The 25,962-nt window shown below is 34.0% G+C and carries 32 protein-coding genes and 2 pseudogenes; 25 read left to right on the top strand and 9 right to left on the bottom strand.

Annotated elements, in window-relative coordinates; genetic code table 11:
- The first annotated feature begins 105 nt into the window (after positions 1 to 105).
- Positions 106 to 606: a hypothetical protein gene (locus NST98_RS05315; protein ID WP_340705329.1), complete on the top strand. Its 501-nt coding sequence runs from the start codon at positions 106 to 108 to the stop codon at positions 604 to 606.
- Positions 607 to 743: 137 nt separating this feature from the next.
- On the opposite strand, the gene NST98_RS05310 is transcribed toward NST98_RS05315, so the two are convergent.
- Positions 744 to 1,196: a DinB family protein gene (locus NST98_RS05310; protein ID WP_340434779.1), complete on the bottom strand. Its 453-nt coding sequence runs from the start codon at positions 1,194 to 1,196 to the stop codon at positions 744 to 746.
- A 200-nt stretch (positions 1,197 to 1,396) separates the two neighbouring features.
- Here NST98_RS05310 and NST98_RS05305 point away from each other — a divergent pair, with 200 nt between their 5' ends.
- Complete coding sequence (locus tag NST98_RS05305; protein ID WP_340714619.1) at positions 1,397 to 1,882, top strand: hypothetical protein; 486 nt, start codon at positions 1,397 to 1,399, stop codon at positions 1,880 to 1,882.
- Positions 1,883 to 2,015: 133 nt separating this feature from the next.
- Here NST98_RS05305 and NST98_RS05300 read toward each other — a convergent pair whose 3' ends face one another.
- The 3 genes from NST98_RS05300 to NST98_RS05290 all read right to left on the bottom strand — a co-directional run bounded on the left by NST98_RS05300 (position 2,016) and on the right by NST98_RS05290 (position 4,301).
- Positions 2,016 to 2,762, bottom strand: a complete 747-nt coding sequence (locus tag NST98_RS05300) for an amino acid ABC transporter ATP-binding protein (protein WP_340715676.1) — start codon at positions 2,760 to 2,762, stop codon at positions 2,016 to 2,018.
- 11 nt (positions 2,763 to 2,773) lie between these two features.
- The gene (locus NST98_RS05295; RefSeq protein ID WP_340434772.1) at positions 2,774 to 3,430 is read right to left on the bottom strand and encodes an amino acid ABC transporter permease; all 657 of its coding nucleotides are present in this window, start codon (positions 3,428 to 3,430) and stop codon (positions 2,774 to 2,776) included.
- Positions 3,431 to 3,512: 82 nt separating this feature from the next.
- Positions 3,513 to 4,301 (bottom strand): amino acid ABC transporter substrate-binding protein, encoded by a 789-nt coding sequence (locus tag NST98_RS05290; protein WP_340714618.1) that lies wholly within the window; start codon positions 4,299 to 4,301, stop codon positions 3,513 to 3,515.
- Positions 4,302 to 4,676: 375 nt separating this feature from the next.
- Between NST98_RS05290 and NST98_RS05285 the strand changes: the two genes are divergently transcribed.
- The 7 genes from NST98_RS05285 to NST98_RS05255 all read left to right on the top strand — a co-directional run bounded on the left by NST98_RS05285 (position 4,677) and on the right by NST98_RS05255 (position 9,694).
- On the top strand, positions 4,677 to 5,117 hold the full coding sequence (locus NST98_RS05285) for a GNAT family N-acetyltransferase (protein WP_340436450.1): 441 nt from the start codon (positions 4,677 to 4,679) through the stop codon (positions 5,115 to 5,117).
- 137 nt (positions 5,118 to 5,254) lie between these two features.
- Positions 5,255 to 6,019, top strand: coding sequence for a formate/nitrite transporter family protein (locus NST98_RS05280; protein WP_340436448.1), 765 nt, complete (start codon positions 5,255 to 5,257; stop codon positions 6,017 to 6,019).
- A 529-nt stretch (positions 6,020 to 6,548) separates the two neighbouring features.
- A complete protein-coding gene (locus NST98_RS05275) occupies positions 6,549 to 6,698 on the top strand; it encodes a hypothetical protein (RefSeq protein WP_340714173.1) in 150 nt (49 codons plus the stop codon).
- Between the two features lie 107 nt (positions 6,699 to 6,805).
- Entirely contained in the window at positions 6,806 to 7,051 is a 246-nt protein-coding gene (locus NST98_RS05270) for a hypothetical protein (RefSeq protein ID WP_096551409.1), read from the top strand.
- A gap of 67 nt (positions 7,052 to 7,118) precedes the next feature.
- A complete protein-coding gene (locus tag NST98_RS05265; protein ID WP_340714617.1) occupies positions 7,119 to 7,922 on the top strand; it encodes an MBL fold metallo-hydrolase in 804 nt (267 codons plus the stop codon).
- Between the two features lie 619 nt (positions 7,923 to 8,541).
- Positions 8,542 to 9,054 carry a CarD family transcriptional regulator gene (locus NST98_RS05260; protein ID WP_340714616.1) on the top strand — a complete coding sequence of 171 codons (513 nt, stop codon included), beginning with the start codon at positions 8,542 to 8,544 and terminating at the stop codon, positions 9,052 to 9,054.
- A 433-nt stretch (positions 9,055 to 9,487) separates the two neighbouring features.
- Positions 9,488 to 9,694: a zinc ribbon domain-containing protein gene (locus NST98_RS05255; RefSeq protein WP_016838465.1), complete on the top strand. Its 207-nt coding sequence runs from the start codon at positions 9,488 to 9,490 to the stop codon at positions 9,692 to 9,694.
- Positions 9,695 to 9,908: 214 nt separating this feature from the next.
- Here NST98_RS05255 and NST98_RS05250 read toward each other — a convergent pair whose 3' ends face one another.
- Positions 9,909 to 10,859, bottom strand: coding sequence for a TRM11 family SAM-dependent methyltransferase (locus NST98_RS05250; RefSeq protein ID WP_340714615.1), 951 nt, complete (start codon positions 10,857 to 10,859; stop codon positions 9,909 to 9,911).
- Between the two features lie 175 nt (positions 10,860 to 11,034).
- Positions 11,035 to 11,214: a small acid-soluble spore protein H gene (locus NST98_RS05245; RefSeq protein WP_016838461.1), complete on the bottom strand. Its 180-nt coding sequence runs from the start codon at positions 11,212 to 11,214 to the stop codon at positions 11,035 to 11,037.
- Positions 11,215 to 11,350: 136 nt separating this feature from the next.
- Between NST98_RS05245 and NST98_RS05240 the strand changes: the two genes are divergently transcribed.
- Positions 11,351 to 12,079 carry a YqjF family protein gene (locus NST98_RS05240; protein WP_340714614.1) on the top strand — a complete coding sequence of 243 codons (729 nt, stop codon included), beginning with the start codon at positions 11,351 to 11,353 and terminating at the stop codon, positions 12,077 to 12,079.
- Positions 12,080 to 12,162: 83 nt separating this feature from the next.
- Here NST98_RS05240 and NST98_RS05235 read toward each other — a convergent pair whose 3' ends face one another.
- On the bottom strand, positions 12,163 to 12,282 hold the full coding sequence (locus NST98_RS05235) for a YjcZ family sporulation protein (RefSeq protein WP_016838457.1): 120 nt from the start codon (positions 12,280 to 12,282) through the stop codon (positions 12,163 to 12,165).
- A 269-nt stretch (positions 12,283 to 12,551) separates the two neighbouring features.
- Between NST98_RS05235 and NST98_RS05230 the strand changes: the two are divergent.
- From NST98_RS05230 to NST98_RS05215, 4 genes and pseudogenes are all read left to right on the top strand, one after another.
- A pseudogene (locus NST98_RS05230) lies at positions 12,552 to 12,760 on the top strand (SDR family NAD(P)-dependent oxidoreductase); the annotation flags it as partial.
- Positions 12,761 to 12,777: 17 nt separating this feature from the next.
- Positions 12,778 to 12,873, top strand: a complete 96-nt coding sequence (locus NST98_RS05225) for a hypothetical protein (RefSeq protein WP_340715675.1) — start codon at positions 12,778 to 12,780, stop codon at positions 12,871 to 12,873.
- Positions 12,874 to 13,283: 410 nt separating this feature from the next.
- Complete coding sequence (locus NST98_RS05220; protein WP_208650901.1) at positions 13,284 to 14,555, top strand: IS4 family transposase; 1,272 nt, start codon at positions 13,284 to 13,286, stop codon at positions 14,553 to 14,555.
- Between the two features lie 231 nt (positions 14,556 to 14,786).
- Positions 14,787 to 15,383: pseudogene (locus NST98_RS05215) on the top strand (HAD-IIIA family hydrolase); the annotation flags it as partial.
- A 337-nt stretch (positions 15,384 to 15,720) separates the two neighbouring features.
- Here the strand turns inward: NST98_RS05215 and NST98_RS05210 are convergent.
- Positions 15,721 to 16,182 (bottom strand): branched-chain amino acid aminotransferase, encoded by a 462-nt coding sequence (locus NST98_RS05210; RefSeq protein ID WP_340714613.1) that lies wholly within the window; start codon positions 16,180 to 16,182, stop codon positions 15,721 to 15,723.
- Positions 16,183 to 16,348: 166 nt separating this feature from the next.
- On the opposite strand from NST98_RS05210, the gene NST98_RS05205 reads away from it, so the two are divergent.
- The 4 genes from NST98_RS05205 to NST98_RS05190 all read left to right on the top strand — a co-directional run bounded on the left by NST98_RS05205 (position 16,349) and on the right by NST98_RS05190 (position 19,837).
- On the top strand, positions 16,349 to 16,783 hold the full coding sequence (locus NST98_RS05205) for a DMT family transporter (RefSeq protein WP_340714612.1): 435 nt from the start codon (positions 16,349 to 16,351) through the stop codon (positions 16,781 to 16,783).
- Positions 16,784 to 16,912: 129 nt separating this feature from the next.
- Positions 16,913 to 18,268 (top strand): transposase, encoded by a 1,356-nt coding sequence (locus NST98_RS05200; RefSeq protein ID WP_340714611.1) that lies wholly within the window; start codon positions 16,913 to 16,915, stop codon positions 18,266 to 18,268.
- A 197-nt stretch (positions 18,269 to 18,465) separates the two neighbouring features.
- Positions 18,466 to 19,464 (top strand): NADPH:quinone oxidoreductase family protein, encoded by a 999-nt coding sequence (locus tag NST98_RS05195; RefSeq protein ID WP_340715674.1) that lies wholly within the window; start codon positions 18,466 to 18,468, stop codon positions 19,462 to 19,464.
- A gap of 184 nt (positions 19,465 to 19,648) precedes the next feature.
- A complete protein-coding gene (locus NST98_RS05190; protein WP_016838445.1) occupies positions 19,649 to 19,837 on the top strand; it encodes a hypothetical protein in 189 nt (62 codons plus the stop codon).
- A 156-nt stretch (positions 19,838 to 19,993) separates the two neighbouring features.
- On the opposite strand, the gene NST98_RS05185 is transcribed toward NST98_RS05190, so the two are convergent.
- A complete protein-coding gene (locus NST98_RS05185) occupies positions 19,994 to 20,113 on the bottom strand; it encodes a YjcZ family sporulation protein (RefSeq protein ID WP_096551395.1) in 120 nt (39 codons plus the stop codon).
- Between the two features lie 215 nt (positions 20,114 to 20,328).
- Between NST98_RS05185 and NST98_RS05180 the strand changes: the two genes are divergently transcribed.
- From NST98_RS05180 to tig, 7 genes are all read left to right on the top strand, one after another.
- Positions 20,329 to 20,478 (top strand): hypothetical protein, encoded by a 150-nt coding sequence (locus NST98_RS05180; protein WP_340714610.1) that lies wholly within the window; start codon positions 20,329 to 20,331, stop codon positions 20,476 to 20,478.
- 119 nt (positions 20,479 to 20,597) lie between these two features.
- A complete protein-coding gene (locus NST98_RS05175) occupies positions 20,598 to 21,107 on the top strand; it encodes a hypothetical protein (protein ID WP_340714609.1) in 510 nt (169 codons plus the stop codon).
- A 211-nt stretch (positions 21,108 to 21,318) separates the two neighbouring features.
- Positions 21,319 to 21,738 (top strand): universal stress protein, encoded by a 420-nt coding sequence (locus NST98_RS05170; protein WP_096551391.1) that lies wholly within the window; start codon positions 21,319 to 21,321, stop codon positions 21,736 to 21,738.
- Between the two features lie 97 nt (positions 21,739 to 21,835).
- The gene (locus NST98_RS05165; protein ID WP_340714608.1) at positions 21,836 to 22,288 is read left to right on the top strand and encodes a MaoC/PaaZ C-terminal domain-containing protein; all 453 of its coding nucleotides are present in this window, start codon (positions 21,836 to 21,838) and stop codon (positions 22,286 to 22,288) included.
- A gap of 94 nt (positions 22,289 to 22,382) precedes the next feature.
- Positions 22,383 to 22,814, top strand: coding sequence for a DnaA N-terminal domain-containing protein (locus NST98_RS05160; RefSeq protein WP_340714607.1), 432 nt, complete (start codon positions 22,383 to 22,385; stop codon positions 22,812 to 22,814).
- Between the two features lie 657 nt (positions 22,815 to 23,471).
- Complete coding sequence (locus NST98_RS05155; RefSeq protein WP_096551383.1) at positions 23,472 to 24,464, top strand: tetratricopeptide repeat protein; 993 nt, start codon at positions 23,472 to 23,474, stop codon at positions 24,462 to 24,464.
- 108 nt (positions 24,465 to 24,572) lie between these two features.
- Positions 24,573 to 25,865, top strand: a complete 1,293-nt coding sequence (tig, locus tag NST98_RS05150; protein ID WP_340714606.1) for a trigger factor — start codon at positions 24,573 to 24,575, stop codon at positions 25,863 to 25,865.
- Positions 25,866 to 25,962 lie beyond the last annotated feature (97 nt).

Here is a 25,962-nt window from a genome sequence, read left to right as displayed (position 1 = left end):
TATATCTTACTTCCTTAATATACCATATTATATATATTTCATGTATACCAATTCAAATTACCACTATCCTCGATAGATGAAATAAGAGAAAAAGGGTGTTACAAGTTGAAAAGAAAAGTAATTGCACTACTCGCTACATCGATTTTATTTATCATTCTTTTTACAGCCGGTTACTTGTATTCTTTAAATAGACCGTATATGCAAATACGGACCGAAATCACGGCCATCGATGATGAAACTTATCAAACCCTAGGAGCATTGGAATATGTGGAACATCCGGACCAAAAATATTTTCGAAAGTTGAATTTTTCATTTAAATTTAAGTATTCGGATCAAATAGAAGATATCGAAACGGAAATGTCCGAATCTCTTAAGAATTTGTTGACATCAGATGTATATTGGACAGGAAGCGGTTTTGAATATGATAATACAGCTAAAAAGGAGTATATTGTACAAGAAGAAATCGTTCTTTATATGGGCGAAATTTCGGAAGAAGAAATCATCGAGCGGTTAAACGAAGGGGTGTTGACCGTCAAGTGGATGGAAGATGGAGAAGAAAAGCAAAAAGAATATAATATTGGCGAAAGCGTTAAGTTTGTTCAATGATTATACGAGGATGTCTCAAAAAAACTTTTTGGACATCCTCAGGTTCAGAGTACAAACTATAATTACATGTTGCCAAACTAATTTGCTGCAATGATTTTTGGCGAAATCGATAGCCCAGAAACCCCAATCCAATAGTTTTATTTTTTGTATTCTATCAATCGTCTCATTGCCTGAATTTGTCCAACATGCATAGCCTCATGGAAGGCAGCAAAAGCAGCTAATTCCCCCTTTGTTTCATTTCCAATCAATCTTTTTGGCAACTGTTCATTAAAGGTATTTACATCAATTGCTTGAATGCGTTCTAATTGTTCATCCAGCTGGCGTAGCAAAGTTTCAATATAAGGTACATCCGTTGGCCAATCAGCCGGTTTCGTACCAGGACCGAAGAGTTTTTGATAACTTTCCGGAATCGACTCTTTCCCTTTGAATAAGAAAAATTCTGCAGTTGTTAAAATATGTCCCGCTTGCCACAAAATATTGTTATTAAACCCCCAAGGAACTGTTAAACAAATCTCGGGCTTAATGTTTTCCAAAGTTTGTTTTAATACGATTCTTGTTCGTACAAATTGTTTTATTACATATTCTCCCATTTACAATCCCCCTTAGACCATCTTTACTACAATATACCAATATTGCTTGTAAACATAAAGGCAAAATTTCAGAATAAGCGTGGGTTCTGTGATGAATTTTCACATAGTTTTACCTTTTACAGCCTACAACACAGCATTGAAGTAGTATAAACTAAAATTGGTATTGCCGATTTGGAAATTCATTTTAAAGGATGAGGGCTTTGAAAAAAATTTTACTTTGTGCACTTATATTCGTTATTTTAATCGGTGGAATATTTATTTATATAAAAGCGACCCCACCATTAGCAACAAGGACAGTTTTCAATAGTGAAGATAATAAAACGGTTGTGGTTGCTTTAGGGAATAAAGGTTTCGGAGAATTGAAAGTAACAGGGGTAAAAGTCAATAATAATGCAGATCCAAATGTTGCAAAAATGCAAGTTAGCAATGCTTTAGAGGGCTTTAAAGGAACGATTGATGAAAAGTCAGAAGCTAGGGAAAATATTGAGTTTAAAAATATACAGGATGTTTCAATTCCAAAAGGAACAGTTCCGGAGAATGTATTGCAAAAACAAGGGGAAAGAAAAGCAACAGTAGACGATACAATTTATGGGCTCACTGTGAATCATCATGAAGAAATCCATAATATCCATATAAAATATCGTTATTTTGGTATTTTATTCAACGAAACAATCAACTTAGATTAAAAAGGGCCTGACCAAAAAGTGCTAAAATTTTGGTCAGGCTAAGTATTTTTATAATTTTTGCTCCGCGGAGGCATATCAAAATGTCACCATCCCCGTCGCAGAAGGTCGCCTCAAAATGAATTTCAGGCTCTATTTATTTCCAATTTTTATGTAAAAATGCTTTCGTACGTTCATGTTGAGGATGTTGGAAGAATTGTTCCGGCTCATTCGATTCAATTATTTCGCCGCCATCCATAAAGATCACACGATTTGCCACTTCTCTTGCAAAGCCCATTTCATGCGTTACGACAATCATCGTCATATGTTCTTCTGCTAAATCCTTCATGACTTTCAACACTTCTCCCGTTAATTCCGGGTCAAGGGCAGAAGTAGGTTCATCAAACAGCAGGATTTGTGGATTTAACATAAGGGCTCGTGCAATAGCAACACGCTGTTTTTGACCGCCTGACAGATTGCTAGGATAAGCATTCGCTTTATCGGATAATCCCACTTTTCGCAATAAATCCATACAGCGTTTTTCTATTTCTTCCATCGATTCGGATTTTCTAAGTTTCGGGGCTAAAATCAGATTTTCTTTAACAGTTAAGTGAGGGAATAAGTTAAAGTGTTGAAACACCATTCCCATTTTTCCTGTAATTTTTCGTATATCTGCTTGGTTAGCATATTGCCCATCTTTTACTAAAAAATCGCCGTCGATACAAATACTACCGTTATCAATTTCTTCTAAATGAATTAAACTGCGTAACAATGTACTTTTTCCTGAACCTGAAGGGCCGATCATTGCAATAACTTCTTTTTTATCTACCGAAAATGAAATGGATTTTAATACTTCCTGGTTCCCAAATGATTTCTTCAAATTTGCCACTTCTATTAGCGCCAATTTTTTCACCTCTATTCGTATTTATATCGACGCTCTAACCATTTAAAGAATACCGTCAATATGAGTGTCATCGCTAAGTAAATTACTCCCGCAATAAAGTAAGGGACAATTGTAAACTCTCTATTTACAGCTGTTTGTGCAAAGTGTAATAATTCTGGCACTGCAACTGCATAAAGTAGCGCGGTATCTTTGATGAGCGTAATGGATTCATTGGCAACAGCAGGCAAGGCTACTCGAAACATTTGGGGTAATATGATGCGTGTTGTCGTTTGCCATTTTGTTAAGCCAAGTACTTTTGCTGCTTCATATTGCCCTTTGTCGATGGAAATGAGCCCGCCTCTAAAGATTTCAGCAAAATAGGCTGCATAGTTTAATACGAATCCAAAACAAGCCGCAACGAAACGATCAAATACTAAATATTCTCCTACCACAGGCAGCATCGGCAATCCAAAGCAGATTAACAAGAGCTGCAATAATAGGGGGGTGCCTCGCATGACGGTAATATAAATTTGTGAAAGCCATGCAAGGGGCTTAAAACGGCTTTGTACGGCAAGTGTTAGAATAAATCCTAATGGAATTGATACAAGAATGGCAATGAAAAAGAGCAAAATGGTCATTTGAGCTCCTTCAAGCATCGGCCAAACAATCCGATTCCAGTAATCAACCATGATGTTTCCTCCCAAAAAATAAGAGTTCCATTGTCACATGGAAACTCTTATCGAAAATAATGACATTCTATTTTAGCATATATTATTTTAATACTCGATCTTCACCGAACCATTTCTCAGATATTTCAGCTGCAGTACCGTCTTCATTCATTTCATCTAATGCTGCCTGCAGTTTTTCAAGTAATTCTTCATTTCCTTTTTTCACACCAACTCCATATTGTTCTGGAGCAAGTTCTTCTTCAAGAATTGTAAATGTATCTGGTTCTTGTGTCATGTAATATTCAACGACAACTTTGTCGATTACAACTGCATCAAGGCGACCATTTTTTAAGTCTGTTAATGCAAGTACATTATCTTTGTATTCATTTAAATTTACTTCATTGCTAATAGGATGTTCATTTAACGCATCCAATGCAGAAGACAATGCTTGAACTCCCACTTGTTTTCCAGCAAGTTCATTGATTTTTGTAATAGGAGAATCTACTAATGTTACAACAACTTGTGCGTTTTCTAAGTAAGGTTTTGTAAATAATACTTTCTGTTTACGTTCATCTGTTATAGTGTAACCGTTCCAAATTAAATCGATACGGCCACTGGATAATTCAGATTCTTTTGTAGTCCAATCGATTGGTTGGAACTCCACTTCAACACCCATTTTTTCTGCAGCAGCACGAGCCATGTCGATATCAAAACCAACGATTTCGTTTTGATCGTCACGGAATCCCATTGGTGCAAACTTATCATCGATACCAATTATTAAAGTTTCTTTATCTTTTGTACCATTTGATTCTTCTTTAGATGATGAACCACACGCAGCTAATACTAAGATGATCAACGTCATGAAGAAAAATAAAGCTATTTTACGTTTCATGTAGTATACGCTCCTTATATTAGTAATCTAATTATTTAGTTGTTTAGTAAACTAAAGTGTATTAGCAAAAAATGTAACACGAAATCATGATTCGTGTTTTTAAAAACAAAATCTAATACATTTAGATTTACAGAATTCCTTCGTATACTATAGTAACCGCCATTGAGGGTGATGTCTAGTTAAAAATTTAACAATCTTATAACATATTAATGTTTATTTTGATGAACTCTAATAAATATCACTCCATCTGTTTATTAGCAAGTACTATTTGGTATAGTGGATTTTTTTATATAGCAATTGAAAATCCATGTATTTTTATATTATATTAATGGTAAATTAATATACAGATTTTATTGAAAATGGGAAGGGGATAACATGAAGATTGAAGTAATTCGTGTGTCGACAGAGGAACAATTAGAAAAAGCTTTTTCAATTCGAAAAGAAGTATTTGTTGAGGAACAGGGTGTTCCAATGGAAAGCGAAATCGATGAGTATGATAACCTTCTTTCTCCTTGCGAACATCTATTGATTGTTGTCGATGACAAGCCTGTTGGGGCTGGAAGAATACGCTTCGTAGATGGTTTTGGTAAATTGGAAAGAATTTGTGTATTGCAACCATATCGTAAATTTGGCATTGGAAAATTAATCGTGCAAGAATTAGAGAAGATTGCAAAAGAAAAAGACTGCCAAAAAGTAAAGTTACATGCACAATCTCATGCGAAAGTTTTTTACGAAAAGCTAGGTTATATCATTAATTCGGATGAATTTTTGGAGGAAGGTATCCCTCATTATTTAATGGTAAAATATTTTGAATAACATATTGTCTCCTAATAATAATTAAATCTATAAAAAGAATTAAAAATATTCTGAATAACTAATTTCCTAAATTTATAAAAATTAACGCGGGCTATGTAGCTCTTATTCTATAAAATAAAGGACTTGGGAGGTCTAACATGGATTACAGTCCTAAGGAAATAGCCCAAATCGCCGTTCAAAAAGGAGAAGAAAAGGCGAATATGTCCCTTTTTCAAATGCTGATTTTAGGATTTTTAGGAGGGGCATTTATCTCATTAGGGTATCTGGCATTTATTCGGATAACGGGAACAATGCCTGATGAATGGGGGAGTTTTGTAACCTTCATGGGAGCAACTGTGTTCCCAATTGGATTAATATTAATTTTGTTAGCTGGTGGCGAATTAGTTACTGGAAATATGATGGCAGTTGCAATGTCCTATTTTGCCAAAAGGATTACTTTTACAAAGCTTTTAAGAAATTGGTTTTGGGTTACCGTTTTTAATTTGATTGGTGCATTATTTGTAGCTTATTTTTTTGGACATGTCGTTGGACTAACGGAAGGAGATTTTTTAAACAAAACGGTAAGTACAGCATTGGCGAAAGTAAATGCAAGTTTTATTGAAGCTTTCGTTTCTGCAATCGGTTGTAATTGGCTTGTAGCGCTAGCTGTTTGGTTGTGTTACGGCACGACATCATTTTCTGGGAAAATTTTATCCATTTGGTTTCCTATCATGATCTTCGTATTAATCGGTTTTCAACATGTTGTAGCAAATATGTTTATTATTCCTGCAGCTATTTTTGCAGGTGAAATGACTTGGGGGCAGTATATAACAAATTTTGTTCCTGTCTTTTTGGGAAATGCAGTTGGAGGAGCTATTTTTGTAAGTTTGTTTTACTATTTGGCTTATTTAAAAAATGTATGAGAATGCTGTTTGTTTTAATAGATTTTAATTTGCTTACATTGTGTACATCTAATGTAGCTTATGGATAAGATATTAAGCATTCTTTCCCTTGAAGGAATGCTTTTTTCGTGCGCCCGGCATGTACATGAACTATAGGGTGTAAGTCCCGAACCCCGAAGACAGAAGTAGAGGTTAGCCAAGAGCAAGGGTGTCCGTGGTGACGCGGAATCTGAAGGAAGCTGGAGGCAAAACACCGGTCCGAGGAACACGAACCTCATATAAGGCTAGGTATGATTGAGTGAGTTTGCGAAACAAAACAAAGCTCTTTCTGTCGAAGGTCATATCGAGTAAATGAGGCGGATAGATGGTGTGAAAGTGCATGTACTTACCCGGGGAGGTCTGGCGGATAGGTGAAGTACGCTTCATAACCTACTTAGTGATAAGTAGCTGAACCGTCAGAAGTCAGCAGAGGTCATAGTATTAGTTGGTCTAGAACAACTGAGAAGGACCGAACAATTAAGAGAGAATAGCCCTTGGCATTCAGTGAGTCATGATGAACACAGAAAACGTAGTACCTCACTTGAGGAAGGAAGCGGTGAATCCCGTGGAAGACCTCTTGGAGGGTGGAGTGACCACTGGCATAAAGAGAACAGCTATTCACGGAAGTTATATAAAGACTTGCGTCAATCATCTTAATTGAACCGCCGTATACGGAACCGTACGTACGGTGGTGTGAGAGGACGGGAGTTAATCGCTCCCTCCTACTCGATTTTACATGTGAATAATGATGATTGAGGTGAATGAAGGATGGCACAATGCCCACTTTGCAATTCTTTGCAGGAATTAGAAGTATTTTGTCCAAATTGCAAGAATAGGTTGGAGGATTCAGGGAAGGTTTCCGATTATTTCGATCCTTATGGACATTATAATGACGAAGAGACGGTGAAAATGGGAGACGGTTATCCGAATACGGCACGGGACCAAGTTTGTCCACATTTAATGGTATGTCAAGAGTGTGGTTATGACGAAGTGCAATTCATTCAAGAAATCTGATGTTTACATAATACGCTACTGAAGTAATATACAACGTTCGATAAATGTGCAAATTGGGGTGGTTTAGTTGCTGCTAAAACAAAGTTTTTTCGAAAGCATACAAGGGGATGTTAAACTTTTTGAAGGGAAGAATGCATTTTCACAAGTCAAGTTAAACGTTTATTCATTTTACCAAGATGGTGTAGTCATTGACTGCGGAGCACATGTCATGAGAAAACATTTTATAGGATTTTATAAACCGCTCTCCATTGACCGCGTTGTGATTACCCATGCCCACGAAGATCATGAAGGTTGTGCGAAATATTTGAGTGATAAAGGTATACCAATATATTTGCATCCTATGTCAATTGAAAAAAGTAAGAAAAAAGCAAATTATATGTTATATCGAAAGTTTTTTTGGGGGATTCGGCCTCCATATCGTGCAAATCCCCATGAGGAAAGTTTCGAATCACGAAAATATAGATGGCGTGTCATTGAAACACCAGGTCATGCAGCAGATCATGTGTCATTTTTAAACGAATCAACTGGCCAACTATTTGCTGGTGATTTATTTGTCACTCCACGTACAAAGCTTATATTACGTGAAGAAAGTATACCGCAAATCATTCGATCAATCGAAAAAGTATTACAACTTGATTTCGGAGAAATGTTTTGTTGTCATGCAGGGTATATAAAAGATGGTAAAAAAGCATTTCGGCAAAAGCTCGATTATTTATATATGTTAACGGATCAGGTGAAAAGCTTATCAAAGAAAGGGTATTCTATTGATGAAATTCATCAACAATTGTTCCCTCGAAAATATCAACTTTCTACAATCTCTAGAGGCGAGTGGGATTCAAAACATATGATTACTTCGATTTTATCGGAGTAGAATCGTAAATTGGTCATTTAATTGGAAAGAGCAAGAACCCAAGAAATGCGGTGTTTTCAACATTTCTTGGGTTAATTTCATGATGGTATCATTTTTTTATTACATTCATATACTATATGGTGTGCTGTTTCCGTAATAATTTTTTCATTAAAGCTGTTCGATTCCATATTCCTCACTAATAACCTCTTAACTTAATTTCAGCAATTCTTTTAGCAATGGAAAATTTCCTGAATATAAAAACTCCGCGTTCTTTAAATGAATAATATCTAAATGGAAACTTTTCCCGTCTCTTGTATAAAACTCATAGGATTTTTATGTAGAAGTTTTTATTTAATTATTGATGTGCTGATATTTGTTAATCACACTGTTAGATAGACGTATTAATCCACATAGTTATAAAATATGCCAATTTGAAATCATATCGGTACATTGCTTTCCTCGTTAATTGTATTGCTTCTTCTTATAAGCAGTTATATTAAACTCCTTTTTTACTTTTACTCGCCATTCAATCAATATCTTTCATGTAGAGATAGAGTGTAATAGGTTTAAATAGTCGGCTGAATGATGATTACAAACCTTAACGAAGTTGATAGGTATACATTTGCAGGGAGGATTTTTCATGTACCAAGTAGGTGAATATTTATTATATGGCGGTCACGGTGTTTGTGTAATTGATGATGTTGCAGAGAAACTTTTTTCTGGTAAAGAAAAATTATATTATGTCCTGCATCCTATTAGTTATCCAGATTTAAAATTATATTATCCTGTAGATGGTGACCAATCGAAATTAAAAAAAATGTTGGCACCAGAAGAAGCAAAAAATTTAATGAATATTTTTAAACAACCTGCAAAAGAATGGATTGAAAAAAATACAGATCTCAATCAGTTTTTCAATTCCGTCATTAGCAGTGAAAATCGAAAAGAGATAGCAGAATTATTGAATACGTTGTTAAGAAGAAAATTACAATTCGAAAATGAAGGAAAAAAGTTACCAATACAAGAAACAAAATTATTGGAAGAGGCAAGCAATCTTTTGTATAACGAACTAGCTATTACACTTTCAACGACAAAGGATGCCATATCAAAACAAATTAATGAAATGGTAGCTGCTAGTCAAAAAATGATGAAATAGATAAAGATACTGGGACATAAACAAAAAATTAAAGGGTAATTGAAAGAGTTTTGATAAAAAATTGATATAACGAATAATTGATTGAAGTGACGGGGCGAGTGCTCCTGTCGCGCACGCTTAGTCGCAAAGCGGAGCAAGTTCAAGGAAGTAAATTCAAAGCTTTCCTGCGACGAGCCCTCTCGAGACACCGCAGGAGCAAAGCAATGAGCTCCGAGGAGGCTCGAGCCGGGCCCGCGGAAAGCGTCCCTGGAACGGAAATCAATTTTAATAACATATCAAAAAAAACATCATTTTCTCCTTGGAGAAAATGATGTTTTTTTTAGATTTGTCCCAACCTCTTTCCTTTTTCTATTAAGCTTTCAAATTGTTGAAACTATAAGGAAATTGAAATCGTATAGAATAGAAAAGAATGGAAAGGAAAGTAGGGATAATTTTGCAAAAAAATGGGTGTATTAAATGTGGAAGTCGCAACGCAGCAACAAAGGAAGTAGCCATGTCGGGTACTGGTTTATCAAAAATGTTTGATATTCAACATAATCATTTCATTGTTGTTTACTGTAAAAGCTGTGGATATTCAGAATTTTATAATAAACAATCATCAACAGCATCGAACATACTTGATCTATTCTTTGGAGGATGATTTTAAAAGGAGAATAGTTTCAAAAAATTAGTTGATATAAATTTAAAATAAAAAATCATCCGACAATCAAGAGCGGATGATTTTTCATTTACATTAATGAGCAAGCCAATTAAATCATAAATCTAGTATTTCTTAATCATATTTTGCCAATATAAGAAAGATAATCATCATAAATAAACATTTTCATTAAGGATGAATCCCAAATGTAAAGAATTTATTCACACAATAAAATAAATCGAACAAAAGTTGATTTTTTTGCAACTGAGCGATCTATTATAGTAAATCCAGCTTTTTGCACTAAATCATCAATCGGTTTGATGGAGACAAATAAAACCCGGTCAGCAATGCGCCGTGCGTGTTGAATGATATCGTATTCTTGTTCTGGTGAAAGATGAGAATAAATATTATATGGTAAATCCACAATTGCTACATCGTAATAATCTTTTACATCTGCAATGGAGCCTTTTGTCACAGTCGTTTCGTATCCAAAATAGGCGATATTTTCCCTTGCTCCAACACAAACGAGCGGACTAATATCTCTTCCGACAATATCAATATTCATAGATAACGCTTCGATTAATACTGTTCCAATACCGCAACAAGGGTCAATAGCTCGAATGCCTTCTGGTTCGGGAATTGCGATGTTAACAATCGCTCGAGCCACTCTCGTGCTAAGAGCCGTTGAATAACTGTTCGGCTTATGTAAATGTTTACGCCAAATTGATTCAGCTTTTGTCGCTTTTCCAAAATACCAACATTCATTTATGTAAAGCAAACCAAAAATAACATCAGGTTGGTTTAAATCTGGTTCTCCATCAATAGCCTGTCCAATTTGCCTTTCAATTTTTCGTCTTTCAGGATGATGGATTTTCTTTGTATTTCCGATATCCATTTTGTTAAGACATACCACTTTGTAAGTAGAATCCGTAAATTTTATACCATTAATGATCTGTTTTAGTTCCTCAAAACTATGTGCCTCAACATACACTTCTAAGCAATCTTCTATAAAAGGGCTGCGGCTAGGATTGATTTTACGATCGGTGATAATAAAATTTTGTTCAGTATCAATTCCAAATAAAGAGCGCCTTTCCATTCGACAAAGCTCAAATTCGTCAGGATGGTAAACAAAAGTATAAATATATTTCGGTTGCTTAATCAATTTCATCTTCCTTTTGAAAATATGATAATAAAAAGAGACAGTCCATTTCGACCGTCTTGTTTAACATTCATTAAATATATCATATATTTTTTTAAAACGTAAAAGTAAGTTGTTTGCATTTGCGCCAATCATAAAAGTGCGCAACGGTTTTGCGCACTTTTACAATAATGAAAGAGGGATATCAATTTTCTAATAATTGTTCAACGGGTACTTCTTTTTCATTTTCCGGGTCATCTAAAGGATAAATACGGGCTGTTCCTTTCGTTTCATCAACATGCTGAATGTAGATGCGCTGTCCGTTATATAAAACATTTGCGATTGCACCTGATTCGGCGATTTCTTTTGCGCGTTGTAAATTCATGAAATAGCCTCCCGATTTCTCTATTCTAATATCATTATTGACAAGTTGAAAAATTTCATACTTTTCGATTACTAGTCATAATTTCAATAAAAATTGTAAATATTATAGAAAAATCTATCGATGATTGAGGATGGATATGGGAGAAATTTATAATGCGAATAAAGATGTATTGCCAAAAAAAATCCCTTGGTTGATGAAACAAACTTGGACTGATATTTTATTTCTTCACTACCCAGTAAAAAAAGATGTATTAGAAGCACACCTTCCTCCAAATCTTATGCTTGATACATTTGAAGGACAAGGTTGGGTTACGATTGTATCATACTTGACGAAGGCGATTGGCATTCGTGGCATACCATCTGTTCCAATGGGTAGAGGAATTCCAGGGTTGAATGTGCGAACGTATGTAAAAGCTGGAAATAAACCAGGTATCTATTTTTTTCAGTTGGCGATTCGTCATAGGGTAACTGCCAAATTGGCAAAGGTGTTGTTTCATTTACCGTATATATACTTGGAAATGTCGCTATTAAAATCAGAAAAGCAATTCCATTCTGAAAGCAGTAGAATCTATTCTTTACCATTCAAATGTCAATATAATGTTCATTCTCAAGCATCCCGTATGAAGCATGGAACGTTAGGCGAATGGTTATTGGAAAGATATTGCTTTTATACAACAAATCCACAAGGAAAATTACTTCGTTGTGATATTTATCATGAACCGTGGATCGTTCATGAAGTAGAGTTAATGGAAGTAGAACATAATAATTTATCAACAGTATTGAATAATAGTTCTAAAGCTATTAATCCAATTCCTCATTATTCAAAACAATTGAGTGTTCATGTATGGCCTCTTATTTCAATTTAAAAGCCCCAACAAAAATTTCGTTGGGACTTATTAACTTTCATCGTAGTGTCGATTTGGGACAGGTGGTGGTATAATCGGACCAATTAATAGAATCCTTTGAATCCTGCTCCAACAATAATTAGTAAAACAAATAACACTACGAGTAAAGCGAAGCCATTGCAATATCCACCGCCATAGCCGTAGTTATCGTATTTGTAACCCATTCAACTCACCTCCTTCTAAATCTAATGTATGAACGGCTTTGAAAGAGGGTAAGTACATTTGTGTAGATAAAGAGAGATTTTTATCTTATTATTTTTAATTATTTTCTAGTGCTCAATGTATAAGTAAACAAGTATCAAAAGGAGAATTAATGGAAAATGTAAATAGTTTCATAAAATTTACAAATTTATTAATCGGCGGAGCTTGAATAACTTTTTTGTAAAAATAAAATGAAAATTAAGTCAAAAAATGCAAAATCTGAGGGATGAAATTGAAATTACAAGATAAAGTAGCCATTGTGACAGGTGCAGCTTCAGGAATGGGAAAAGCGATTGCAGAGTTATATGCAAAAGAAGGAGCGAAAGTCATTACAATTTAAAAGGCGCAAAAGCGGTTGAGGAAAGTATTGCAGAAAATGGTGGCACTTGTATCGCTGTAAAAGCAGATGTATCTCAATTAGAAGATGTTGAAAACATGGTCCAAAAAAACCAGAAGAAATTGCTCAAGTTGCCCTTTTCTTAGCATCTAAAGATTCAAGTTTTATGAATGGAACAGTAGTAGTTGTGTATGGCGGTTGGACTTCCGCATTCTAAAGAAGGTTGAATCATTTTCCTATTCCACACTAGTCGTAAAAAATTTTTTCAGCTCTAATAAGCGAGTTTCTCCACATTTATAACCCACACCATTAATTGAAAATGGTGTGTTTTTTTGTTTCTTCATTTTGAATTTGGTATTGTTGTCCATATAAGAATGAATTGACTATCGGCAAAATTTAAATAAAAAGAAGCATATTAGAAAAGGGGATAGAAATGTGAGATACATTATTTTCGATTTTGATGGGACTCTTGCCCAATGTCATCAACTTAACGTTACATTTAATGGAAAATAATATTTAATTTAACTTTTATAAAATTAGGTAATAAGCCTCTTGTAATTTTAAAAAGGCCACCAAAATCGTTTTAGAATCCAATTTTTAGTTAATAAAACGAGGATGGTGGTTTTTTTGAAAACAAAAAGTACTTTTTTAGGGGCAATTGAGATTACTCGAAAGTTGCTGAATGATGTGATGTTTATGCTTGAATCTCGGACAAAAGAAACGTATTTTACACGAAAAGAAAAGAAGTTAAATTTTAAAAATACTATTCTATTTAGCTTAAACTTTGTTAAAAAGAGCCTCCAAATTGAACTTGACGACTTTTTCGACAAATTTAATTTATCAGAAATTAGTATTTCCAAACAAGGCTATTCAGCCGCACGAAAAAAGATTTCTCCTCTCGCTTTTGTAAAACTTACAAAAGCGATTGTGAATTGGTATTATGAAGAAAATTCCTTTAAAACTTATCGTGGATTTAGACTTTGCGCAATCGATGGAAGTGTGCTCCAAATCCCTGATACTGAGGAGCTTCGAAATTATTTTGGGTATGGAAAAAATCATAAGACAAGTTATGCAAGAGCTAGTGCCTCTTGTATTTACGATCTTGAGAATGGAATCATTATTACTTCTAGAATCAATCCATATAAGGTAGCTGAGCGAGATAGTGCAAAGGATATGATTGAAGAACTCGTACAAATTGGATTAAAAAATGATCTTTTTTTATTTGATCGAGGGTATCCATCGAGAGATTTTATTGCCTATTTAGATGCCCTTGGTATCAAATATGTGATGCGATGTCAAAAAAATACGATAAAGGAAATTGTCGAAGCGAAAGATGCTGATCAAAACATTCATATAATACATAGGAAACAAGTGATTACTGCTCGTGTAGTTAGATTCCCACTGGATTCTGGCACGGAAGAAATACTTGTCACAAATTTAACCGAGGAAGAGTTTGATATCTCTGAGTTTAAATCTCTTTATTTTAAACGCTGGGGAATTGAAACAGAATATAATGATGTGAAAAATAAAATCGAAATAGAAAATTTCACGGGTAGTTCGAAAATCGCAATTGAACAAGATTTCTATGCATCAATATATTTATCGAATATGGTCAGTTTATTGAGAAATGATGCCAATGAAACAATTAATGAGGAGAGTAAGAAAAAAAGACGAAAACATGATTATCAAGTAAACACAAATATCTTAATAGGAAAATTAAAAGATAGGATGGTTCACTTATTATTAGAAGATTGTCCAATCAAAAGAGAGAGAATGTTTACAAAAATCATGAAAGTGATTATAAGAAATAAGACACCTATTCGGTTTGGGAGAAGCTACCCACGAAGGAATGGTCTGTCCTCAACAAAGTATCCCCTAAACCAAAAAAGGTGTCTATAAACAATACATAGGATAAATATATCCTATTTGTTTATTAAATGTAAATAAATTAGGGGCTTAAAAAAATAAAAATTTAAGCCCCGGGCATCCTATTGCCTTTTTTAGCCGATTTTAGAAAATTATCAACACTTTGTAGGTTGAATAGTATTTTTAAAAGTAGACAACCAGATGGTTGCCTACTAACTGTAAATTATTGGTTGTATAAGTTTCTGACATTGGACTCTTGCCAACTCTGCGGAAGTGTATGTGGATGCTTGGAATGCTTATGCAGAGAAATACAACTATTTGCCGTTAAAATTGGAGGATTTACAACAAATTCGACATCTTGACCATGCCAATAAAGCAAAAAAATATCAATTTCCAATGCATAAACTAACATTCATCTTACCAAAAATTTATCAATATTTTCATGAGCATATTCATGAAGTGAAGTTGTTTGATGGGGTAAAAGAAATGCTTGAGTCCATATCTTCTATGGGATATACAATTGCTATTTTATCTTCAAATAAAAAGGAAAATATTGAAGCTATTTTAAAACGAGAACAAATTTCAACCGTTTCTGAAGTGATTTCTTCAAAAAAGCTGTTCGGTAAAGATCGAGCGATGAAAAAGTTTATGAAGCATCATCAAATTACACCTCAAAATATACTTTATGTTGGAGATGAATTGCGAGATATTGAAGCGTGCAACAAAGTGGGAGTGCCTTTTATGTGGGTTAGTTGGGGATTGGATAGTTTTGAGCTTATCATGAAGGAGAATCCAACTTATGTAGTCCATACGCCTAAAGAAATTGTGGAGCAATTAAGTAAGTTAACAATTACTACATAAATAGAAAGAGGCTGGGACATAAACAAAAAATTAAAGGGGCAGTTGAAAGAGTTTTGATAAAAAATTGATATAACGAAAAATTGATTGTAGTGACGGGGCGAGTGCTCCTGTCGCGCACGCTTAGTCGCAAAGCGGAGCAAGCTCAAGGAAGTAAATTCAAAGCTTTCCTGCGACGAGCCCTCTCGAGATACCGCAGGAGCGAAGGAATGAATCAGAGGAGGCTCGAGCCGGGCCCGCGGAAAGCGTCCCCGGAACGGAAATCAATTTTAATAACATATCAAAAAAACATCATTTTCTCCTTGGAGAAAATGATGTTTTTTTAGATTTGTCCCAACCTCTATTCGCTTATTTCAATTTGCTGAACTAAATTTTGAATAAAGTCGCATGTCAAGATTAGGGCTTGTTCAATGGTCATATCTTCTTGAAACCCTTCAATAAAATTCAGCGGTAAGTTGATTTCCCATAATCCTTCATCACCAGCAAAAAGAGCGCTATAGTTTTTTATCGAATTGGTATGTAAGTGTTGTTCTAAAAAATTTTTTATTGTTTTCGTATGTTTCTTTTGAACTTTTAATCCAAATAAGGCCATATAAGTGCCAAATACATCATCCACTTCCATGGAAATAGCATCTACTTTTATTTCATCAAATACAGGGGACTGAATATAAAGAAATTCATTTAAATGATTTTTGAAATAAGAAATCGATGTATTTAAAAAAGATGCCGATTCTTTTTCAAGGATTTCTTCCGTTTCTTTATTACAACGTTCAATATATACTCGGCTTAAATCAATAGTCATTTTCTGTTACCTCCTTTATTCTTTTTCTAGTATAACCTACTTATAGGTGAAAATTCTTCTAAAGTATTATCGAGAAAGATTTATGAAGAACATATAACGTTACTTATAAATTTATATTTTTTTCATAAATATAATTTAGTAGGGTTATAGTAAAGGGGAATTCAATATGATTAAATTGGTTGTTGCATTGCTTGCAACTATAGGTGGAACGGCAGTTGCAGTGCAAAGTAAAGTTAATGGAGGGTTAGGTAAGCAAGTAGGATTAATTGAAGGTTCTTTTATTTCTTTTTTGATTGGTACGCTTGTTTTATTTTTCTTTACTATCTTTTTCGGAAAAGGAAATATATTTGCTATTACAGAAGTACCGAAATGGCAATTAATCGGCGGAATTTTAGGCGCAATTTACGTATCGATTCTTATTTTTTCAGTCAATAAAATTGGTGTTACCTCCACATTAATGGCTGTTGTGTTAGGACAAATTATTATTGGTGCCATGATCGATCATTTTGGATTTTTTGGAGGAGAGACATATCCAATCACTGGTAATAAAATTATAGCAATCTTGTTATTAATTTTTTCGCTTTATTTATTTAATAAATAATTGAGTTAATTTCATAATTCTCACCCCTTGATTTTCAAGGGATTCAAGACAATAAAAAATGGGTACCTCCCCAAATTTCGTTATAATGGTAGGTAACCAAACAAACCATACGAAAGAGGTGAGTACCCTATGACTATTGTAAAACAAATTTCTCTTTTTGACATCCATCAATTATTAGAAATGGAAAGTTCCCATCGTTATGAAGCCATTTTTAGTGCTATCGACATTCAGCCTATATTTCAATTGTTTTCTAAAAAGACATTGAAAGGTGCACCACGTGAATTGAATTATGGTGCAATGATTCAATCGCTGATTATACGTATTGTCGAACGTATTCCAACTATCAAGGATTTAGTCAAACGTTTGGTTCATGATCCTTTATTTCGTTTCGACTGTGGATTCCTTGTGTCTGATGTCGTACCATCTGAAAGCTCTTATTCACGCATGATTCAAGTCATTAGTGAATCAGATGTGCTAGATAAAATGAACGATACACTCATCAAAACAGCGATGTTGGAAGGCTTTCTAAATGATGAACATGTCGCCATCGATGCGAGTCACTTTGAAGCTCGTGATGCTTTCACACCATCAGAAAAGAAAGCACCTAAAACTCCTAAAAAACGTGGTCGTAAAACTAAAGCTGAACGAGCTGTTTGGTTAGCCGAACAAGTAGAGAAAAAAGGAAATCAATCAACCTATGAAAAAGAACTGAAAGAACAGCTGGATATCCCATTAGAAACCCTTTGGAAGGATGTACCGATTGAGCCAAAATGGGGTGTGAAAAAGAATAGTAAAGGAAAAAATACATTCTGGTTTGGTTATAAAGCACATTTAGCTGTTTCGACGAAAAGTCAATATATCATCACTCGTTTGATGTCCTCAGGTAATTTAAGTGATTGTAAAGCTGCGATTCCATTATTGAAAAAACTTCATCACTTAGGAAACGGTCATTTTACAATAGCTATATTTGATGCTGGTTATGATGTTGAACCTATTTACCGTCAAGCCGTATCACAGTCCATGCGAGTCGTGATTCCTTACAACGTTCGTCGAGAAGGAGAATATATAGGATTCGATGAACATTTTCGTCCAACCTGTGTGCGTGAACATCGTTACCAATATGACAGCTTTGACGCTAAGTACAATACATTAAAATTCACACGTCCAAAGGAATGTGCAACTTGCCCATTACGAGAAGACACCCTTTGCCAAAAAGTTTTCAAAATCAAATGTGATATAGATATCCGTAAATTTACCTATCCAGCACGTGGGACAGAACGATGGAAACAGCTTTATCAAGAACGTACAGCAGTCGAACGCGTTAACGCTTATTTAAAGGAATACTTTCAATTAAACAATGTCCGTCATCGTACAGGAAAGAAAGCAAAAATGCATTTCAATCTGGTGACGTTAATTTATAATACCTGCAAACTAGCAGTTGATCGAATCAATGCTTTATTACAGCAACAAAACCAAGTTGCATAATTTAAAAAAAACAAAGTTTTTAGTATAGGGGTACTCTATACTTCAGAAAAACTATGATTTATGAAATTGATTCATTCATAAAAAAATTTTTGGTTATCTTTCTAATATAAAGGAATCGAGCATATTGTTATAGAATCTAACATATGATGAAAATTATTAATAAATTTAAAATAGAATTGAAGAAAGGAGAAATAGAAATGCCGCAATTTAAAGCATTAGTTGTTGATAAGCAAGGTGAAGATGTAACTTTAAATATTCAACAATTGTCCATTGATGATTTGCCAAAAGGAGAAGTATTAATTCGAGTTCATTATTCAGGTGTAAATTATAAAGATAGCCTTGCGAGCATCCCGAATGGAAATATAGTGAAAAATTATCCTTTCGTACCTGGAATTGATTTATCAGGAGTTGTTGTCGCTTCAGAGGATTCTCGTTTTAAAGAAGGGGATGAAGTAATCGCAACAAGTTATGAAATTGGCGTTTCCCATTATGGAGGATATAGTGAGTATGCCCGTATTCCTGCTGATTGGGTTGTACCGCTTCCGAAAGGTCTTTCTTTAAAAGAAGCGATGATTATTGGAACTGCAGGTTTTACTGCTGCCTTGTCCATTTATCGACTTGAGAAAAACGGGCTAACGCCTAATCAAGGAAAAGTGCTTGTGACTGGTGCGACAGGTGGCGTTGGTAGTTTTGCTGTAGCGATTTTATCAAAACTAGGATATGAAGTCGAAGCAAGTACTGGTAAGAAAACAGAACATGAATTTTTAAAAAGCCTAGGAGCCGCATCTGTACTCTCTAGAGAAGAAGTAGTAAGCAACGGAAGACCAAAATCTTTAGCAAAACAAAGATGGATTGCAGCAATCGATCCAGTTGGCGGGGAGTCACTTGCATCAATTTTGAGCCAAATTAAACTCGGTGGTCAAGTGGCGGTAAGCGGATTAACAGGTGGAGCTAGTTTACCAACGACTGTATTTCCATTTATATTAAGAGGTGTCGATCTTCTTGGCATTGATTCTGCCTATTGCGACTATAGTACGAGAAAAGAAGTTTGGAATCGTTTAGCGACAGATTATAAACCAAAAAATTTACAAGATTTTCTATATAAAGAAGTGACGTTAGAAGAGTTACCTGATGCTTTCCCAATTTTACTAAAAGGACAAGCAAAAGGAAGAATTTTAGTAAATATAAATTCATAAACACTAAAATATAGGCTGTCTTAAATTTGAATTTTTAAGGCAGCCTATATTTGTTGAAATTTGCCTAAACTTGTGGTCATATTTTAATAGAAATGTCTTTTTTTAATAAATTGCTTTCATGATTAACAAGCTTATAAATTATTAAAGTATAATAGCTACGTAGAGAGAAAGAGAGGTGGCGTAGTTGAATCGAATTCAAATTGTAAAACAGAAGATTCAATATTTGGATGAGGCTGAAGCAAAAAGTATTTTATTATTGATTTATGCAAAATTAGATAGTGCTATTCATTATGGAGATGAAGAACTGATAAAAGAAACGGCAACCGAGATCTTTGATATGTATGAAAATCTGCCTCATAAAATGTTGAATTAATGAAATTCCATTTTGAACCACTCGTTGTTCAAAATGGAATTTTTCTATACAAAAAAACGACCTAAAGATATGGCTTTAGGTCGTAAAAAAGAAAGATGTTAGTAAGGGGAATTTATGGCGGACAGTGAAAGTAAAGAGGATTTACTGAACTTATTATTAATATCCATGATTATAGCAAGATCCTACAATGATAAGAAGGATGAATAATACTACAAGTAAAACGAAATCACACTTGTTTCCGAAGAATCCTCCTACTGAGCCGTAGTTTGAAGACATATATTTTCACCCCCTTTATTCGTACTTAATGTATGGCAAAATTTCATTGCCGTGTAGTACAAATGCGGAATTATTGTAAGTGATAAAAATTTGAACGGCTTATTGCCATCATATCAGTGACACATTTTTTTATTTCAATTGTATATTGCTTGAAGAATGAAGGGTTGATTGTTCGAAAAAACTATATACAAATGTGGTTTTGTAACGGAAGGAAGATGATGATGAATCGACGGGCGAAAGATGATAAAAAAAGAATAATTGAGTTTGAAAGAAATAATGAAAATAGTGACTTTTTTCATTATTCGGTTATCCTCATTGGAATTTTTATTGTTATTAGCATGATTAAATTGATTATTTTTCAATAACAGTTCAATTGTGAGCATGATTATCATAAAATAAAATTAAAAAATGTTCATTTATTTCTATTTTTGTGTAAACGCTTACTTTTCAGTGTGTTGAAAAGGATTATAGGCAGGTGAACTCATTGCAAGAGGGTAAGGTTGTAAATTTTTTACAATATAAATACGATAAATTAATTGGCGAACTACGTGAATATCCAGATTGTTTTGAATACATCATCATCAAAAATTATGAAAATGCATTCAATTTTCAGCGTACTGAGTGCATCCAAATGGATCGATGTTTTGTCCAAGTTATAAAATCTGGACCATCTTATGAAATGATTTCGTTTATTTTTTTTAAAGATGATTGGACAGTGTCTGAAATTCTATATTTTCTTTCTGAACATCACATCGAAATGTTTCGCCCGATAACGGAACCTTTTGACATACAACATGCAAGTGAAATACTTGACGCAAAATTGTTTAATCAGCATCCTCTCGTTTTATATAAAAAGGGGAAACGAAGCATTTGGTTGGATCCCAATATGTTAGACGAAGTGACAGAATTATATGAACAATACAATAAAATCAATTATACTGGACTAGCAACAGAAATCGACAAAGAAAAATTTCATATAGACTACTCTGAATAATTCTTATAACGCAATAGGAAAGAGAGATTATACTTAAACCACGGTGCACCTTGCTTATATATTAGGGAGATAGTGTATTAATTTCATTAGTTATTTTTCTACTTTTTATTATAGTATTTTTTGATTATCCAACTACTTTAGGAAATAGTCATGAAATATTCATATAGTTTTTTACAACTATTTGCTATATTTACATAAAGGAGTGAAAAGAATGGCGGCAATTTATCAAAAAATAGCTGTTGCAGTAGATTTTTCAGAAGGTTCAAAAAGAGCGTTAAAACAAGCAATTGAAATGGCAAAAAGTTTTCAATCTACTTTACTAATTATAAATGTAGTAGATACTAAATCCTTTGGCTCTGTTGCATCCTATGATTTAAAATACGCCGAAGAATTGAAAGAAAAGGCTAGGGAAGAATTAAACAAAATGAAATTAAATGCTGAACAAGATGGTGTAGCCAACGTGGAAATATTGGTAGAAGAAGGGGCTGCAAAAACGATTTTAACTAATGTTGAAGTCGATTTAATGGTTTGCGGTGCTACAGGATTAAATAAAATTGAAAAATGGTTGCTTGGTTCTGTGGCAGAACGCATTGTTCGTTATTCAAAATGTGATGTATTAATAGTCCGTTAATTCATGTTAAAACGATTTGTTGAATGTTCATGTTTTAAATTGTTCATGCATAAATTTTAATATTATACGATTATCTTCTTCATAAAGGAGAGAAATAATGTTAAACAAGCCATTCGAACAGTTTGAAATAGGCGAAACATGGACATCTAACGGGCGGACCATTACGGAAAGCGACCTTGTCAATTTTGCAGGAGTAAGCGGAGATTTTTTTCCGCTGCATATGGACTCAGAATATGCAAAGAATACGAGATTCAAACAAAGGATTGCCCATGGTATGCTTGTATTATCCATAGGGACAGGCTTATTAGATATGAGTCCTAAGACAGTAGTTGCTTTTTACGGAATTGAAAAACTGAGATTTTTACAACCGACTTTCATTGGGGATACAATCCATTTAGAATTAAGAGTAACTGATTTAGTTGATAAAGGTAATGGTACTGGCGTGGTCACGTATCAACAAGAAATAAAAAAACAGACAGGGGCAACGGTGATTGCTGCTGAATACAAATTTCTTATCAATACTGAAGGGGCGTCTGAAAAGTCGTTTTAGACGGCCCGTTTTATTTTCTGCAAACTTTCTGTTATGTAAAAATGTTTCTATAAATTATAGGTGTTCTTTAATTTTTGCGAAAAATTGTAACAATGTGAATATACGTAATTTAATCGCAGAAAGAGATGGACTCGATGGAATTTTGGTCGGAAGTGCTGGAACGTATTCGTTAAAAATTCCTAAAGCAAGCTATGATATGTGGTTTGCAAGAACGGAAGCAGAATGGAATGGGGACGTGTTATACATCCTTACAGAAAACCAAGTTTGTAAAGATTGGTTAAACAATCGCTATAAAAAATTTATAGCGCTTACAGTGGAAGAAATGACAGGGGAGAAAGTTCAAATACAAATTGTGAACAAAGATGTTAATGAACGAAAAATAAATTACAATCCAAAAGCTCCTTATGAAGAAATTAAAAACTTTATACTCCAACAAAATATCATGATTAATAGATTACAAAAAAGGGTCAGAGAGTTGGAAAAGAAAGTCGTCTATTTAGAAGCGGGAGATCGAATTGTGCGATAATTTCCTTTGAAAGTCGAATTGGTGAAGGAGGCGTCTGAAAAGTCATTTCAAGACGCCCCCTTTGCGGCTGTCGCTAAAGCTTTCGCCGCAGATAAATTGCGGCTGTCGCTAAAGCTTTCGCCGCAGATAAATTGCGGCTGTCGCTAAAGCTTTCGCCGCAGATAAATTGCGGCTGTCGCTAAAGCTTTCGCCGCAGATAAATTGCGGCTGTCGCACATTGCTTTCGCTCTCCTGTATGATTGTACAATGTTTGATAATAAGCAATCATACCATTATTCCCCAAACAATTGTCCAAATAGCAACTATTTCGCCATAGTGTAATGGTTCATCTTTTGGATTTTTCCCTAAAATTCCACTATAATGCAACTTCAATTGATTTTCCGTATTTGTATGAATAAATGGGAAAAAATCTATACAAAGCAGATTGTGCAATTAGATTCTAAAAATACTGCTATAATAATCACAATTGAGTTGGTAATGAATAATATTTATAGGGAATTTCCAAAAAAAAAACGTATTAATAGTGATGGCCGTTATAATTTTTTACTATAATAAGAATTGAATTGTTATAACTTACAATAATGGGAATGATGTTAGTAAAAAGTAAGTAAGTAGTAAGTTGCGAATTATTTTGTATTGCATCATGGAGTGAAAAAAGTGAAAAATAAAAAAACTTCATATACGGCTTATGAAAATGTTGTCGTATTTCCAGGAACAGTAGAACGTCTCATTTTAGAAGCACAAAAATATATTAAAAAAAATCAATTTGAAACTGCGAATCAATATTTTGAAGAAGCTTTGAAATATACTGATGGCGATGAGTATGTATTGAGTTTATATGCTTATTCTTTATATGAAGCAAAATCTTATCTAAAAGCTAAAGAAGTATGTGAGAAGTTACTCAATATCGGACCAACGATGTATTTTGAAGTAATGGAATTATATTTAACCGTTTGTATGCAATTAAAGGAATATAAAAAAGTTGAAAAAATTATTACTTCACTATTGGAAGAAGAAGCGATTCCAACTGATAAAATCGACCAATTTAATAGGTTGAAAGAATTAAATGCGAATATTATTGAAAAAATGAATAAGCAAGATGATTTCACGATGATTGTCAAACAGCTAGAACCTGAACTCTATGAATTAGATGCTTTTTTATCTTTTTCTCATGCTGAGCAGGTGAATAAGTTGCATGAATTATCCCTTGCAAACATTAGACCAATCATCGTTCACTTAAAAAATATTGTTGAAAGTCACCGTACACATCCTTTTGTTAAAAGTCTTATTCTTATATTAATGAATGAGCAAAATATTGATATTGAATTAAAGATACGTAAATTTGACCGGATGATTGTGGTAAACCCATCAAAAATTGGGTTGCCAACAGAGTTATCACAATATAAAATGATTTCAAATATAGTTAGTGAAAAACTGCAACAAGAACCATCCGTTTTAGAAATGGTTGAATATTTAATTGCAAAACATGCAATTGTAACGTATCCTTTTGAGTGGTTGGATTTTCAATCAAATGAAGTAGCAGAATGTTATATCGATTTTGTATATCAGTTGTTTGGACAAGATAGTGAATTCAATCAAGAAATCTATCAGTTCATTCAAGAATTGGAAAAGCTATCAGAACTACAATAAGCATGAAAAATGTTGAAACTAGAGCTACTTATGATATACTAAAATGGTTGTCAAAATCGTATAAACAAATGCTTAAAATTTGTAATTTATTTTTGGAGGTATTTATATATGTCAGCAAAATGGGAAAAAAAAGATGGGAATACTGGAGTATTAACAATTGAAGTTCCTGCTGAGGAAGTAAATAAAGCATTGGATCAAGCATTCAAAAAAGTTGTAAACCAAATTACAGTGCCAGGGTTCCGTAAAGGAAAAGTACCACGTCAAATTTTTGAAAAACGTTTTGGTGTAGAAGCATTATATCAAGATGCTTTAGAAATAATTATACCAGAAGCATATTCAAAAGCCGTTGATGAAACAGGTATCTTCCCAGTAGATTATCCTGAAATTGGCGATTTTGAAAGTTTTAAAAAAGATAAAGATTTTACATTTACTGCAACTGTAACTGTTAAACCTGAACCAAAACTAGGTGAATATAAAGGTTTAGAAGTGAAAAAATTAAGCACTGAAGTTACAGATGAAGAAGTGGAAGAACAAATCCAAAACTTATTAAACCGTAAAGCAGAATATGAAATTAAAGAAGATGAACCAATCGTTGAAGGCGATATTGCTGTAATCGACTTCGAAGGTTTCCTTGGCGATGAAGCATTTGAAGGCGGAGAAGGGGAAGACTATCCTTTAGAAATCGGTTCTGGCCAATTCATCCCTGGCTTTGAAGAACAATTAGTTGGCTTAAAAGCTGGCGAATCTAAAGACATCCAAGTAACATTCCCTGAAGAATATCATGCGGAAGAACTTGCTGGCAAAGATGCAACTTTCAAAGTAACTGTAAAAGAAGTAAAAACAAAAGTATTGCCAGAATTAAACGATGAATTTGCAAAAGAAGCAGACCCAGAAGTTGAATCAGTTGAAGAATTGCGCAACAAAATAAAAGAACAATTAGCTGAACAAAAGAAAAATGAAGCAGAAAGCACACTTCGCGATGAATTAGTGGAAAAAGCAGCTGAGAATGCTGAAATGGAAATTCCAGAAGCAATGATCCACAACGAAATTCACCGTATGATTGATGAATTTGCTCAACGCCTACAAATGCAAGGAATATCTTTAGACCTTTATTATCAATTCTCTGGTCAAACAGAGGAAGACTTGCATGAACAATTCAGAGAAGATGCTGAAACTCGCGTGCGCATTTCATTAACACTAGAAGCAATCGCTAAAGCAGAAAACATCGAAGTGACACAAGAAGATATCGACAAAGAGCTTGAAAAAATGGCTGACCAATTCAAAATGGATAAAGAAAAAATTATTACTGCTTTAGGCGGAACTACTGAAATGTTAGAAAATGATATTCGCAATCAAAAAACTGTAGAATTCTTAGTTGAGAATGCGAAAATTACTGAATAATTTATTCTTTCCTCATAAGGATTGTAATTAATTGAATAGTTCCAATAACAAGGTACGGCATATACTACCGTGCCTTGTTTTATACCAATGACTAAAT

Source organism: Ureibacillus sp. FSL W8-0352 (genome assembly GCF_038004345.1).
Taxonomy (GTDB): domain Bacteria; phylum Bacillota; class Bacilli; order Bacillales_A; family Planococcaceae; genus Ureibacillus; species Ureibacillus thermosphaericus.
This window is presented reverse-complemented; position numbering and strand designations above follow the sequence as displayed.